This window comes from Gilliamella sp. B2887 (assembly GCF_026537015.1).
Taxonomy (GTDB): Bacteria; Pseudomonadota; Gammaproteobacteria; order Enterobacterales; family Orbaceae; genus Gilliamella.
On the sequence record NZ_JAFNMX010000008.1, the window covers coordinates 1 to 13,849 of the forward strand.

A 13,849-nucleotide genomic window follows, 5' to 3' on the forward strand; every position below is an offset into this window, starting at 1 on the left:
GAGTAGGGAGCCGCCAGACTTTTAAATATATCGAGAGCCCAGCAGGAATGCTGGGCTTTTTTGCATACAGAAATTACAAACTTCTGATAAGGTTATTTGAAAGCAGATTATTAGCTCATTTACCTATACCAAATATCTATCTAGTAAATTGTTATAATTAACATTTAACAAAATTTGCTATCTTTTTGATGACAATTTATCTTATTTACAACTTTGATTAGTTGAGTTATTTTCCTGATTGTGACCACAATCTTATAAGTTTTATAACAATAATTCTGTTTTTATTGAAGATATTATTAATAAAAACAGAATTGATTTTAGCTAATAGATCTTAATTAAGAGATATTTATAATAAGTATCTTAATAGTGAATTTAATCATTAAAATTATCATTAGTTAAAAATTTCTATAAAATTTTGCAATAAATATAAAATAATCAATACGATATTGCTATCTTTTCATTGTATAAATAAAACTGCCCATCTCTATTATTTCAATAATCTTTGCAAATAATATTAATTTTATTTTTTATTATTGATAATGCCTAATAAGTAATTGTTGAATATTATATGCTGTAAGGAATCAAAGGTTCTTTAATGAAAAGAAGATATATTCATAACGATCTTTAATTCCTATAGATTTAAATTAAAAAATTATTAATTTATTGAAATAAGTTTTATAGCTGATAATTTTGATACAAATAATGCATCAATATAAGTATAACTATTACTTTACGAAATATTCATAAAATCTAAAATTAATGGATTTGTTATCATTAATTAAATCGAGATTATGTTGTAGGTAAATTCTATTGATAAAATATTTAGATTTGAATTATCTGAAAAAGCTTTTAATATTGTTATACACTAGTGTGAGAGGTAAAAGTGATAAGAAGTACTTTAATGAATATTTAACCGCAAATAAGAAAACAGTTATGAATTTTTCAAAATGAATTTTGGAAAACAAAGCAATATTTAAAAAGAATATTGCTTTGTTATTTGGTTTATTATCCTAAAAGTAATGCATCATCAGTAACTTTTTCGCCACGCGTTTTTTCAAACATAGCTAGTAAATCATTTACTGTTAGCTTGGCACGTTGTTCTCCAGCAACATCAAGTACGACCTGACCCTGATGGAGCATTACTGTCCTATTGCCATATTCTAATGCTTGTTTCATAGAGTGAGTAACCATCATGGCTGTCAAATGATTTTTTGAAACAATTTCATCGGTTAGCTCTAAAACAAATTGTGCCGTTTTAGGATCAAGTGCAGCGGTATGTTCATCAAGCAATAATATTTTAGATGGTTGCAGCGTTGACATTAGTAAACTAATTGCTTGTCTTTGCCCTCCAGAAAGTAATCCCATCATGTCGGACAATCGATTCTCTAGACCTAAATTTAATGTCGCAAGTTTTTCTTTAAATATTGCACGTAACTTTCTATTTAGGGCTGGAGACAATGTAAAGCTATGTCCTCGGTTATAAGCAATAGCAAGATTTTCTTCAATAGTTAGGTTTTCACAAGTACCAACCATTGGATCTTGAAAAACTCGAGCAACTAATCCCGCCCTTTTCCATGCAGGCCAGCGAGTTACATTTTTTCCATTAATAATTACACTGCCTGAGTCGGCAAGTAAATCACCACTAATTACATTGAGTAATGAGCTTTTCCCTGCCCCATTACTACCTATGATTGTGACAAATTCACCTTCGCTTATATTAAGATTTAATCCTCGTAATACATGATTTTCGATAGGTGTTCCTTGATTAAAAGTTAATTGTAATTCTCCAACTTTAATCATGCTTACTTCCTCTTTTTTTTGAGCGTTTTTTTAACTGTTTAGGTAAAACTAAAGCAAGTACTACCAAGATAGCTGTAATAAGATTTAAATCCTCGGTTCCTACACCAATTTCTTGTAAAAACTCATTACTGAGTGCAAACGCAATGAATAAGCGATATAAAATTGAACCAAAAATAACCGCCAGCATTACAGCCCAAATACGCTTAGTTGGAAAAATACTTTCGCCAATAATAATTGATGCCAGTCCTATAACGATAGTACCAACACCAATTGTAACATCTGCTCCACCTTGGGTTTGTACAAATAAAGAACCGCCAAGAGCTATTAAGCCATTTGATATTGCCATACCAAGAATAGTAATACTACCTGTCGGAATACCTTGAGATTTGGCCATTCGTTGGTTGGTTCCTGTTGCTCTTAATGCTAAGCCGATTTTGGTATTTAAAAAGAGATTGAGTAATAACCAAAATAGAATGACAAAACCTAATATCATAAGTGGTTGTACAATATATTGATTACTATAATCTTCAGTAATAAATGGTGAAAATATTGTTTTAGCATCAAGTAAAGAGAGATTAGGTGAACCAGCCATTCTTGGTGTTTCGTCCATAATATAAGGTCCAATACCTAATATTCTCAAATTGATAGAATAAAGCCCTATCATGACAATGATACTTGAAAGTAGTTGTAGTATATTGAGTTTAACATACAATATTCCAGTCATTGCTCCAGCAATACAACCAGCAAACATGCCTAACAATGTTGCTATCCAAGGATCAATACCTACGTAAATACATAGGCCGCAAACCGCCCCTCCAAGAGGAAAACTGGCATCAGCGGTAAGATCCGGAAAATCAAGTAAACGGAATGAGATAAAAACACCTAAACTAACCAGTGCATAAATAAGTCCAATTCCAATAGATCCTAAAAAAAATTCAAAAGACATGAAAAACATCCATTAAAAAGTAACCGCTGAAATAGCGGTTTAGTTATCAAAAAGTTACAATTATTTTTCGACAATTTTTGCTGCTGATTTTAATACATCTTCAGATAAAGTAATACCTTGGCGTTCAGCAGCTTTTTTATTAATTGTTAATTGAGTAATATTACCAACTTGTGGTGGTATATCCCCTGGTTTCTCGCCATTAAGTATCCGGATAACAATTTTACCAGCTTGACGACCGAGATCATAATAGCTCATTCCTAATGCTGCAATAGCACCACGTTCAGCTGATTCAGGATTTGATGCTACAAGAGGAATTTTACTTTCATTAGCAATTTTAGCTAAAGCTTCATAAGATGAAACAACATTATTATCGGTAGTCGTATAAATCATATCAACCTTACCTTTTAAACTCCTTGCCGCTGTTGATATATCAGAAGTTCGTTGAGCAGGAGCTGCAATAATTTTCATTCCTCTTTTTTCAAGTTCTACTTGCAATTGTTTCAAGATAATAATTGAATTAACTTCACTAGGACTATAAACATAACCAATATTTTTAGCATCAGGTTTAATTTTTAACATCATTTCAATTTGAGAATCCAGTGATAAGGCATCGGAAACGCCTGTCACATTTGTTTTTGATGCATCCCAACTTGGCGTTAATTTTGCTACCACAGGATCAGTCACAGCGGTAAAAACAATAGGAATAAGTTTTGTTGTTGCAACTAAAGCTTGTGAACTTGGTGTTGCAATACCAACAATAGCATCAGGTTTATTCGCTACAAATTGCTTCGCTATCTGAGCAGCAGTTGCACTGCTACCTTGTGCACTGGCAAATTGGAGCTTTAAATTTTCCCCTGCAATATAGCCATTATCTTTTAATTCATCTTCAACACCTTTTCGTACACTATCTAGTGCTGGGTGTTCAACAATTGCAGTAATGGCTACAAATTTTTGTTCGGCTTTTGTATCTGCGTAAGAATAAAATGCAGCGAACGGTAAACTGAAAATCATAAAAAGTTTAATAATATAATTACGCATAAGGTACTCCTGTACTATTTTTTTTACAACCAAGCGAAATTTTGAGTTACTATAAAGCAAAATTGAATATTTTTCCAGAATAAAAAAAGAACTAGCAAATGTAAATAATTCATTACATAGCAGGTGACGAATGGCTATAAACAGGAATATTGTTTGTTATATTACACTTTGCCCATACCTTTGAGCAAAGTTAATTTTGATATTTTTAATAAAATAATACTTAATTATTGTCCAATTATTTTATAAGCTGATTGGATAATTTCGGGAGATAAATTTACTCCTTGTTTTTTTGCTGCATTAGAATTAATAACAAGGTGTAATGCTTGTCCAAGTTCCGGGGCAATACTTCCAGGTTTTTCACCTTTCAATATCCGAACAACTTGCTTACCAGATTGACGTCCAATATCATAATAGCTCATACCATAAGCAGCAGTAGCTCCTCGTTCAATTGCATCAGGAAACGAAGCTAAAAGTGGTATTTTATTTTCATTAGCAAATTTTACAAGTGATTCATAAGCTGAAACAACGTTATTATCTGTTGTTGTATAAATTAAATCTACTTTACCTTTTAATGTATTGGCTGCTGTTGAAATATCAGCAGTTCTCTGTGCGGGTACAGCAACAAGAGAAATATTTTGTTTGGCTAGATGAGTTTGCAGATTTTTTAGGACAACGGTAGAGTTAATTTCACTTGGACTATAAATATATCCTACTGACCTAACATTAGGTACAATTTTCTTCATAAAATTAATTTGAGGAACAATCTCTTGATAATCTGAAACACCAGTAATATTTGTGCCAGTTGGTTGCCAGGTTTTAATTAACTTTGCTGCGATAGGATCAGTAATTCCGGCAAATATAACGGGAATTTTTTTAGTCGCAGCCGCTGTTGCTTGTGCACTAGGTGTTGCAATGGCCACAATGACATCAGGCTTTGCTGCAATAAATTGTCTAGCAATTTGAGCGGCAGTAGCGCTACTTCCTTGCGCACTTTTATATTGTACTGTTATGTTTTCGTTTAACTTATAACCACTATCTGTTAATTCATCTTTCACACCCTCACGGATTTGATCTAATGATGGATGTTCAATAATTGCTGTAATTGCAACATATTTAAATGTATCAGCGGAACTAAACAGCGGTATAAGTAATATCATCATTGTTAAAAAAATAAAACGCTTCATAAAATAAACTCATAAACTAGTACATTAGTTCAATTCTAACCTTATTAATATAAAATGTTAAGTTGTATTTTATTCAAATAATAAATATCGTTAATCAACTCTCTCGCTAGTAAGCAATATTGATTGTGATAATAATTGATTTTGATGAAACTGAATTTTAACTATAACGTATATTTACTTTTTTATTGAGCAAATATAAAAGGGTTTATGCCACTTTTAGCAAATCCTTCCTCTTCTGTTTTTATATCCAAGATCAACGAAGCGATATCATCAGCAATAACCTCAATACGTGGATCTTTGTCTTGATCTAGAATTTTTAGATAACTGTGGCAAATATCACAGCATTCTGTTTTTGTTGCTGATAGTTCTTTATCCAGTGAAAAATATTGAATGTCCTGCATATTATCACAACAGGTACATTTTATTCGAGGTACGTACCATTCACTTTCGCATAAGCTACAGTGTAAATAACGTAATCCATTGTTACTTCCTAGCTGAATAATACTGGCGACAGGCATACTATTACATACAGGACATAACCAGTTTTTATCGCTATTTTCTGCGACTGCTTTGCCTTTGATTTGACTTGCTAGCTGGCTATAGTAAACCGATAATGCGGACCAGATAAACATAGCTTCATTACCTTCTACACAGTTAAATTCACCATTAATTAAATGGTTGGCTTTATCTTGTAATTGATCAGAACTATTTTTTCTTAGCTGTTCTGTCACTAATCTAATTTGTTCTGTTGTATCTGTCATCGAACCTAATAGTTCACTTAAATATTCTTGCCAAAAAGTGGATAAGGGAAAATTATATAAACTTAAAGGGGGGTATTGACCATCAAGGCTATTTGGCAAATCGATATTTACTGGTTTTTGCTTGACAATATTGGCTTGTAGTTCAACAATTATAGTACAAAATTCCAAATATTCACTAAATGGACTACTTGTTGCTAGCTCTTTTAAACGTTCCGCACGATGAATATACAGCGTCTTTGGCGATGGATAAAAGAGTAGTGGGATTTGTCGAATAACTGTGTTTGTTGTTTGTTGTTCAAGTTGCTCTTGTGGGATGATTTTTATACTCATTATTAATTACCATTTTACTATCGTTTTATCCATAATTTTTCATAATTAAATGTTATCGGTTAATTAAAATTAGGGATAACATTTATTTAATGTAATGAGTTGTTTTTATGCCGGTTTACGCTCTACTTTTGTTGTTTGTTTTGTTTCTGATTTGGTATTAGCATTAAGTTCTTTTTGATGTATTTTTTGCATTTCTTCTTCATACCATGCAGAATGGTTTTTACGAGCCCAGGCTCGAGATACATAACCTGTTATCATACCTTTAATTGATCCTTTAACCCAAAGAGCCATATAGGCATGACCTATGGCGAGTAAAATTAATCCTATTGCAGCAAGCGAGTGGAAAAATATAGCGATACGGACAATTTGAACAGGAAAATAGTCAGAAACATACCTACGCCACATAATCATTCCTGTGATAAATAGTACAGATATTAGGCTCATAATGCACCAAAATAAAAACTTCTGACCGACATTGTATTTACCAATTGGAATGCCTTCTTCTTTGCCCATAATTACATGCTTAAAGTTCTTTAACCATACAATATCTGCTTTATTTGGAATATTATGGTGAACAAGCTTCAAGAACATAAACATTAATAGTAAGAACACAATACAACCTATCATTGGGTGCAATGCTCTGACCAATTGTGGTGTACCAAGTACTAAACCAAACAATTTCATTGATGGAAAAAATAAAAATAAACCGGATAGTGCGGTTAGAATAAAAAGACACACCATACACCAATGACAAAAACGAACAATAAGTGGTGTTCTTAATATCATGTCTTTTTTACTCATGATGATTCTCCTGTTGTACTGAATTAGTGCTATTTTGACGTTCAAAAATTGGTAATCCTAGACGTTTTCTAGCTTGTCTATCAGCTTTTTTTTCTTGCTCTATATCTTCTTCATCAACTTCTATTGCACCAACACTCATATAATGGAATAGTAGCCCCCCAAATGTTGCAATGAATGCGGCTGCGGATAACGGTTTCCATGCACCTTTCCAGAATTTAACAATTTCACTAATGTGAGGATCTTTCGGTAAACCATGATACAGTTCGGGTTGATCTGCATGATGTAATACATACATTACATGAGTACCGCCGACACCTTGAGGATCGTAAAGACCAGCCTGTTCAAAACCTCGTTTTTTAAGATCCTCAATGCGATGTTCCGCATGACGAATCATATCTTGTTTTGTGCCAAAATGAATTGCTCCTGTTGGGCAAGTTTTGACACAAGCAGGCTCTTGTCCTACAGAAACGCGATCAACACACAATGTACATTTGTACGAATGATTATCTTCTTTACTTACTCGTGGAATATTAAATGGACAGCCAGCAATACAATAACCGCAACCAATGCAGTGTTCTGATTGAAAATCTACAATACCATTTGCGTATTGAATGATTGCACCTTCCGATGGGCAGGCTTTGAGGCAACCTGGATCAGAACAATGCATACAACCATCTTTGCGAATCAGCCATTCAAATTTACCATTTACTTCGACTTCAGAATAACGCATCACCGTCCAAGCTTTAGGTTCTAAGTCTGCTGGATTGTCATAAACACCAACAGTATTACCAATTTCAGCACGTAGATCATTCCATTCACTACATGCAATCTGGCAGGCTTTACAGCCGATACAGGTTGTAACATCAATCAGTTTTGCCACTTCTTGCTGATAATCTCGAACTCGTGGAGCTGGAGTTAAAGCACTCGTTGCTGAGCGGCGGATGATATCTTGAGTTTGTAATGACATATCTTTTATTCTCCCTCACTTATGCCGCTGTAGTCACTTTTTCGATATTCACTAAGAAAGACTTGTATTCTGGTGTTTGCGAATTAGCATCACCTAAATGAGGGGTTAATTCGTTAACTAAAAATCCTTTCTTTGTCTGCCCAGTAAAACCCCATACGATTGGAATTCCAATGGTTTCAACTTCTTTACCATCAACGGTTAATGTAGGAAGACGTTTAGTTACAACCGCTTTAGCTTTAATATAACCACGGTATGACGTTACTTTAACTGTATCACCAAGTTTTATTCCTTTTTTATTTGCTAAATTTTCACTTAACTCAATAAATTGTTCAGGTTGTGAAATAGCAGCCAGTCTTGCATGTTGAGTCCAAAAATGGAAATGTTCAGTTATGCTGTAAGTTGTTCCAACATACGGAAATTGACTGGCACTTCCTAAGCGTGCTAAGTCCTCTTTAAATGCACGAGCCACAGGATTGTTGATCTGGTTAGGATGTAATGGATTGTTAGTAATCGGTGTTTCAAAGGGTTCATAATGTTCAGGGAATGGTCCATCGACTAATCGATTTAAACAAAATAATCCTCCTAAGCCATCATTATTCATAATGAAAGCTCCTGCACCAGAAGTTGGCGATAAAGTTGCAGTGAAATCAGCAACATCATTACCGTCCCAACTTGAACCATTCCATTTTATTAATACACGTTTTGAATCCCATGGTTTGCCATTTTCATCAGCAGAGGCTCGATTATAAAGGACGCGTCGATTCATTGGCCATGTCCAAGCCCAGCCTGCATGAATGCCTTTACCAGATGGATCGCTTGGATCGCGCCGAGCCATTAGGTTGCCTTGCTCTGTCCAAGAACCGCAGAATATCCAAATGCCTGATGATGTTGTACCGTCTGCTTTTAGTTGAGAGAAACCACTCAATAATTGTCCTTTTTTAAGAATAATATTGCCATTATTATCGGTTATATCTACCAGTGTTCGTCCATTACACTCTTTTGCAAGTTCTTCAGCTGCTGGTCCTTCAGGATCTTGGTAATCCCATGTTAAATTATTAATTGGTTCGTGATAAGCACCACCTTCTTCTTCATAAAGTTCTTTAATTCTTAAATAAATGCGCGCTATAATTTCTGGATCATAAAGTGATTCATAGGGTGGTCTTGCTGCTGCCCAGTGCCATTGTAATAAACGTGATGAGTTAACGATTGTACCGTTTTCCTCAGCAAAACAGTTAGCTGGAAGTCTAAATACTTCAGTTTGAATTTGGCTTGGATCAACATCATTTGATTCGCCATGATTTTTCCAAAACTCGGCCGTTTCTGTTGGCATTGGATCAATATTAACCAGAAATTTCAGTTTAGATAATCCTTCACGAATACTATTTTTATCAGGTAGTGCAGCAAGCGGGTTAAAACCTTGACAAATAAAGCCATTGGCTTGGCCATCACGCATCATTTTACTGAATCTTAAAACATCATAGGTTTTATCCCATTTCGGTAACCAATCGAATCCCCAATTATTGTCAATAGTGGATTTATCCCCATACATTGCCTTCATAAAGCTAACAAAAAATTTAGGATAATTCCCCCAGAAATTAACTTCATTTGGACCAAGTGGTTTTGGTGTTTTTTCTTCTAAATATTGTTGAAGTGAAACATGAGAGTCTTTGGGTAATTCAAGATAAGCAGGTAAACGATTAGATAATAAACCAACATCGGTTAAGCCTTGAATATTCGAATGCCCACGTAGTGCATTAATGCCGCCACCCATGACCCCAATATTACCTAAAATTAGCTGGATCATTGCTGCTGTACGAATAATTTGTGTGCCATAGCTATGTTGTGTCCAACCTAATGCATATAAAAAGGTCGCTGCTCTGTCATTCGTTTTGGTGCTTGCTAGGGACCGACAAACATGTAAAAAGCCTTCAATAGGGCTGCCGGTTACTTTATTAACCATTTCAGGTGTATAGCGACTTACATGTTGTTTGAGCAGATTCCATACACAACGAGGATGATTTAATGTTTTATCTCGAAGCGCAAAGCCGTTTTCATCTTTTTGATAGGCCCAACTGGTCTGATTATATTGTTTGGTTGTTGCATCGTAGCCACTAAAAAGTCCATTATTTGCATCAAAATTAAAATCATCATGAATAATTAAACTTGCATTACTATGAGTGATTAAATAATCATAATTCACTTCATCGTGCGTAATAAGATAATTAATGATACCAAGCAAAAACGCAATGTCCGATCCAGCTCGAATCGGTACATAATGATCAGCAACAGAAGCTGTTCGATGAAAACGTGGATCAATAGCAATCAATTCTGCACCGTTAGTAATTTTAGCTTCAATAGCCCATTTAAAGCCAACTGGGTGTGCCTCTGCGGCATTTCCACCCATAACAATAACGACGTTTGCATTTTTAATGTCGTTCCAATTGTTGGTCATAGCCCCTCGACCATAAGTTGCTGCTAAGCTGGATACTGATGGTCCATGACAAACCCTTGCTTGAGTTTCAAGACTTAACATACCTAATGAACGTGCAACTTTAAATGCTAACCAACCGGTTTCATTACTGGCAGCAGAAGTCACAAGCCATCCTGTTGTTGTCCAACGATTTACAGTTATACCTTTTTCATTTTTTTCAACAAAATTTTTGTCACGATCTTCTTTCATTAAGCGGGCGATGCGTTCAATCGCCTCATCCCAACTAATGCGTTGCCATTTATCCGAGCCTGGTGCTCGATATTCCGGATATTTAACGCGTTGTTCACTTTTGATATAGTCAAGTACGCCAGCACCCTTTGGACAAAGCGAACCGCGACTCACTGGATGGTCGGGATCACCCTCTATATGGAATATTGATGATTCAGCATTTTTTGCACCATCACCTCGACTATAAAGCAACATTCCACATCCTACAGAGCAATAAGTGCAGTTATTACGGGTTTCTTTTGATTTTAGTAATTTAAATTGGCGAGTTTGTGCAAGCGCTATATTCGGCATCAATCCTAGTGTAGCGACAGTTGTTCCTGCCATGCCACCAGCACAGATCTTAAAGAACTGCCTACGGTTAAATAGCATATAGACTCCTTAGAAAGCAGACATTACATTATTAAATTTATTGTATTGGAGGCGATAAATATCCTTATTAATATTAATGATAATCGTTTATTGAACAGAAATAAAGAGAAAACAAATAGTAATTGGTAAAATTTGATGTTTGTCAAAAAATAAATTTATGCGTATATGCAATACGGTGAATATAAGGAAAAGAAAAGTTGTATTCCTGTTAGAAAGTTTCAGGAATACATAATGGTTAAGTATATTTATCGCTATTTATTGAATAATGTATCAAATAAAAATAATTACATATTCCTAAAAACAATGCTTTTTTATTCTTTTATTCAAGGATTAATTTCATCAATAGTTTGCATGACCTGCGCCGTAATTAACGGTTTAAGTATTTTGTTCATAGCTTCAATTTTTGGTAGATTTGCGCCATCTTTATCATCTAAATAGCCTTGTTCACGTAGCGATGCGACTAATATTGAAAATACACCTTTGTCAAAAAATTCAGGAGCATTAATACCGTGTAACACAGATAATCTTTCAGCAATTAATCGACCTTCTTTTTCCAAAATAGTACGACTGATAGAAGGATCTTTTTGTAACAAAGAAAATGCAATCACATAACGTTGTAATGTATCTTTCGATGATGAAGCGAGTAATTGTAATTCTGATATTTTTAAATAGCTTAACGTTAATTTGTCCGAAGAAGAATTGATTAAATTTAATTCAGAATAAGTTGCAATTATATTATTCACATACTCTGTGAGCTGTTCATCGTTGTGATAAAGAAATAATTCAGATTTTATCAATGGGAAAAGTAATTTTACTTGTTCAATGATTTCTTGTAATGAAATTCGATTATGCTTTAACAATATTCTGGCTACTATTGCGGGAATAATTAATAAATGTTGGATATTATTACGATAATAAGTCATTAATACTGCTTGTTCGGCTGTAAGACCAACCATTTCACCCACTTCATCGGTTGTGATAATAAATTTTCCCATTTGTTTTGCATGCTCAAACAGTTCTTCAGGCGTCTGATCAGGGATAGTAATTAAATCAGAATAGGGTACTTTGTGTAATAATTTTATCAGATAATCAATATGTTCAATCAATCTCACTTTTGTTAATGTGCACTGATCTGCTGCTAGTAATATTGAACTACATAAATTCATGGCATTGATTGCTGCCGATGAATTAATACGTTCCATTATCTGCTTGGCAAGTAAGTTTGTTGTTGGTGTTAACCAGCTAGGGCGTTGAGAACCCGTTGGTTCAATCGCATTGCGCCAATCTGGGATATGTTGATTTAAAAATTGATTTAATGGGATTGGTTGCCCAAAATTAACATAACCAAAACCTAACTTTTTCAGTTTAAAGAAGGCTTTAATAGTGATCCATAAACTCTCTTTTTCTTTTTTGGCTCCACGCAATTCATTTGCGTAGGTTGCAACTTCTAAAACATGTTCATAACCAATATAAACCGGCACAATCGTAATAGGTCTGGCATCGCCACGTAACAAGGTCTGTACAGTTATTGTTAACATGCCTGTTTTAGGATCAAGCAATCGCCCTGTGCGAGAACGACCGCCTTCAATAAAATATTCAACAGAATAACCACGAATAAATAATTCAGCTAAATATTCACGAAAAACAGAGGTATAGAGTTTATTTCCTCGAAATGAACGGCGAATAAAAAAAGCACCTAAACGTCGAAAAATGGGGCCAGCTGGCCAGAAATTCAGATTAATACCTGCGGCAATATGTGGGGGAACTAATCCTTGACGATAAAGAACATAGGATAATAATAAATAATCCATATGACTACGATGACAAGGTGCATAAACAATCTCGTATCCGTTTTGTGCTAATTCACGAATTGGATCTGCATTGGTGACTTTTAATCCTTGATAAAGTCTATTCCATGCCCAAGTCAGAATAAAATCGGTCACTCTAAGCATTCGATAAGAAAAATTTGCCGCAATTTCATTTAAAATGGATAAGGCATTTTTTTTAGCTTTATCAAGATTAATGTTTTTACTTTTTGCTTCTTCTTGTATTGCTTCTGAAATACCAGGATTATTCAATAATTTATTAAGCATTTGTTGTCGAACAGGCAGTTTTGGTCCAACCGATGCCGTTCTTTGTTTGGCAAAATGAATTCGAGCAACACGTGATAATTTGTGTGCTAATGTTAAAATATCTTGGTTATTATCAAGTCTAAGTGTATTAAATGAAACGGTACGAGAAAAGCGTGTGTAACAATCACGTCCGGAAACAATTATTTTATATAACTTATACGTTGCACCCACTACTTGTAATGATGGTATTTTTTTGCCTTCTTTATCTGGTCTTCGCCCAAACATTACCGAGACAGGTAACATTTGAACATCCAGATTATGATTGTGTTGATGTGCAGAAATATAGTCTCTTAAAATTTCAATTGCTTTAGTTTGTTGTCGATAAGATGAAAAAATACCTGGTCCTTTATCAATATAGAGATATGACGGTACGATTTTACCATTGATTTCAATACCTGTTAGGGGATCTGGTAAATGATATTGTAAACAGAGAGATCTGACGACCATCAGATCAATTTGAGAGTTATAAGGGAGTACATATAAAATAGGTTTACTTAAATCCAAATTTAGTTCTGTTATTGGATCAGTAGGAATCGGTTTACTTTTAACAAAAAGTTTGACTAAGATTTGGATAAGAGAGAAATAGACTTTAGTCCACCATGAAAACATAAAAAAATAAACCTCAGGCTTTTACATTATTGATATATTTTAATAACTTTAATTATGAGCTTGTTAAGCAAACAGAAGAACCTGTTAAAATTATAAAGCTAAACGTTTTTTTAAAATAAAGAGATTGTTTAAGTATATACTTGTTACTAATTAATTGTTAGCAAATTTGCATGATCTTTAGGCTATGCAATTT

Annotated in this window: 9 protein-coding genes; all 9 read right to left on the reverse strand. The window is 34.2% G+C overall.

Going from position 1 to position 13,849, the window contains the following annotated elements:
• Positions 1-1,005: 1,005 nt before the first annotated feature.
• A complete protein-coding gene (locus J3U13_RS07450; RefSeq protein WP_267341178.1) occupies positions 1,006-1,800 on the reverse strand; it encodes an ABC transporter ATP-binding protein in 795 nt (264 codons plus the stop codon).
• Entirely contained in the window at positions 1,793-2,746 is a 954-nt protein-coding gene (locus J3U13_RS07455; RefSeq protein WP_267341179.1) for an ABC transporter permease, read from the reverse strand. The genes J3U13_RS07450 and J3U13_RS07455 overlap by 8 nt, the downstream gene beginning before the upstream one ends.
• Positions 2,747-2,806: 60 nt before the next feature.
• Positions 2,807-3,757, reverse strand: a complete 951-nt coding sequence (locus J3U13_RS07460; RefSeq protein ID WP_416380302.1) for an ABC transporter substrate-binding protein — start codon at positions 3,755-3,757, stop codon at positions 2,807-2,809.
• A 251-nt stretch (positions 3,758-4,008) separates the two neighbouring features.
• Positions 4,009-4,968, reverse strand: a complete 960-nt coding sequence (locus J3U13_RS07465; protein WP_267341183.1) for an ABC transporter substrate-binding protein — start codon at positions 4,966-4,968, stop codon at positions 4,009-4,011.
• Between the two features lie 182 nt (positions 4,969-5,150).
• A complete protein-coding gene (gene fdhE, locus J3U13_RS07470; protein ID WP_267341184.1) occupies positions 5,151-6,059 on the reverse strand; it encodes a formate dehydrogenase accessory protein FdhE in 909 nt (302 codons plus the stop codon).
• A gap of 105 nt (positions 6,060-6,164) precedes the next feature.
• The gene (locus J3U13_RS07475) at positions 6,165-6,860 is read right to left on the reverse strand and encodes a formate dehydrogenase subunit gamma (RefSeq protein ID WP_267341185.1); all 696 of its coding nucleotides are present in this window, start codon (positions 6,858-6,860) and stop codon (positions 6,165-6,167) included.
• Positions 6,853-7,827: a formate dehydrogenase subunit beta gene (fdxH, locus tag J3U13_RS07480; RefSeq protein WP_274460379.1), complete on the reverse strand. Its 975-nt coding sequence runs from the start codon at positions 7,825-7,827 to the stop codon at positions 6,853-6,855. The genes J3U13_RS07475 and fdxH overlap by 8 nt, the downstream gene beginning before the upstream one ends.
• Before the next feature lie 19 nt (positions 7,828-7,846).
• Positions 7,847-10,915, reverse strand: coding sequence for a formate dehydrogenase-N subunit alpha (gene fdnG, locus J3U13_RS07485; RefSeq protein ID WP_267341187.1), 3,069 nt, complete (start codon positions 10,913-10,915; stop codon positions 7,847-7,849).
• 323 nt (positions 10,916-11,238) lie between these two features.
• Positions 11,239-13,656 carry a glycerol-3-phosphate 1-O-acyltransferase PlsB gene (plsB, locus tag J3U13_RS07490; protein WP_267341188.1) on the reverse strand — a complete coding sequence of 806 codons (2,418 nt, stop codon included), beginning with the start codon at positions 13,654-13,656 and terminating at the stop codon, positions 11,239-11,241.
• Positions 13,657-13,849: the final 193 nt, after the last annotated feature.

What these genes read in the sequence shown, in the direction of transcription:
- J3U13_RS07450 (WP_267341178.1), bottom strand. Translation starts at nt 1,800, where the DNA reads ATGATTAAAGTTGGAGAATTACAATTAACTTTTAATCAAGGAACACCT.
- J3U13_RS07455 (WP_267341179.1), bottom strand. Translation starts at nt 2,746, where the DNA reads ATGTCTTTTGAATTTTTTTTAGGATCTATTGGAATTGGACTTATTTAT.
- J3U13_RS07460 (WP_416380302.1), bottom strand. Translation starts at nt 3,757, where the DNA reads ATGATTTTCAGTTTACCGTTCGCTGCATTTTATTCTTACGCAGATACA.
- J3U13_RS07465 (WP_267341183.1), bottom strand. Translation starts at nt 4,968, where the DNA reads ATGAAGCGTTTTATTTTTTTAACAATGATGATATTACTTATACCGCTG.
- fdhE (WP_267341184.1), bottom strand. Translation starts at nt 6,059, where the DNA reads ATGAGTATAAAAATCATCCCACAAGAGCAACTTGAACAACAAACAACA.
- J3U13_RS07475 (WP_267341185.1), bottom strand. Translation starts at nt 6,860, where the DNA reads ATGAGTAAAAAAGACATGATATTAAGAACACCACTTATTGTTCGTTTT.
- fdxH (WP_274460379.1), bottom strand. Translation starts at nt 7,827, where the DNA reads ATGTCATTACAAACTCAAGATATCATCCGCCGCTCAGCAACGAGTGCT.
- fdnG (WP_267341187.1), bottom strand. Translation starts at nt 10,915, where the DNA reads ATGCTATTTAACCGTAGGCAGTTCTTTAAGATCTGTGCTGGTGGCATG.
- plsB (WP_267341188.1), bottom strand. Translation starts at nt 13,656, where the DNA reads ATGTTTTCATGGTGGACTAAAGTCTATTTCTCTCTTATCCAAATCTTA.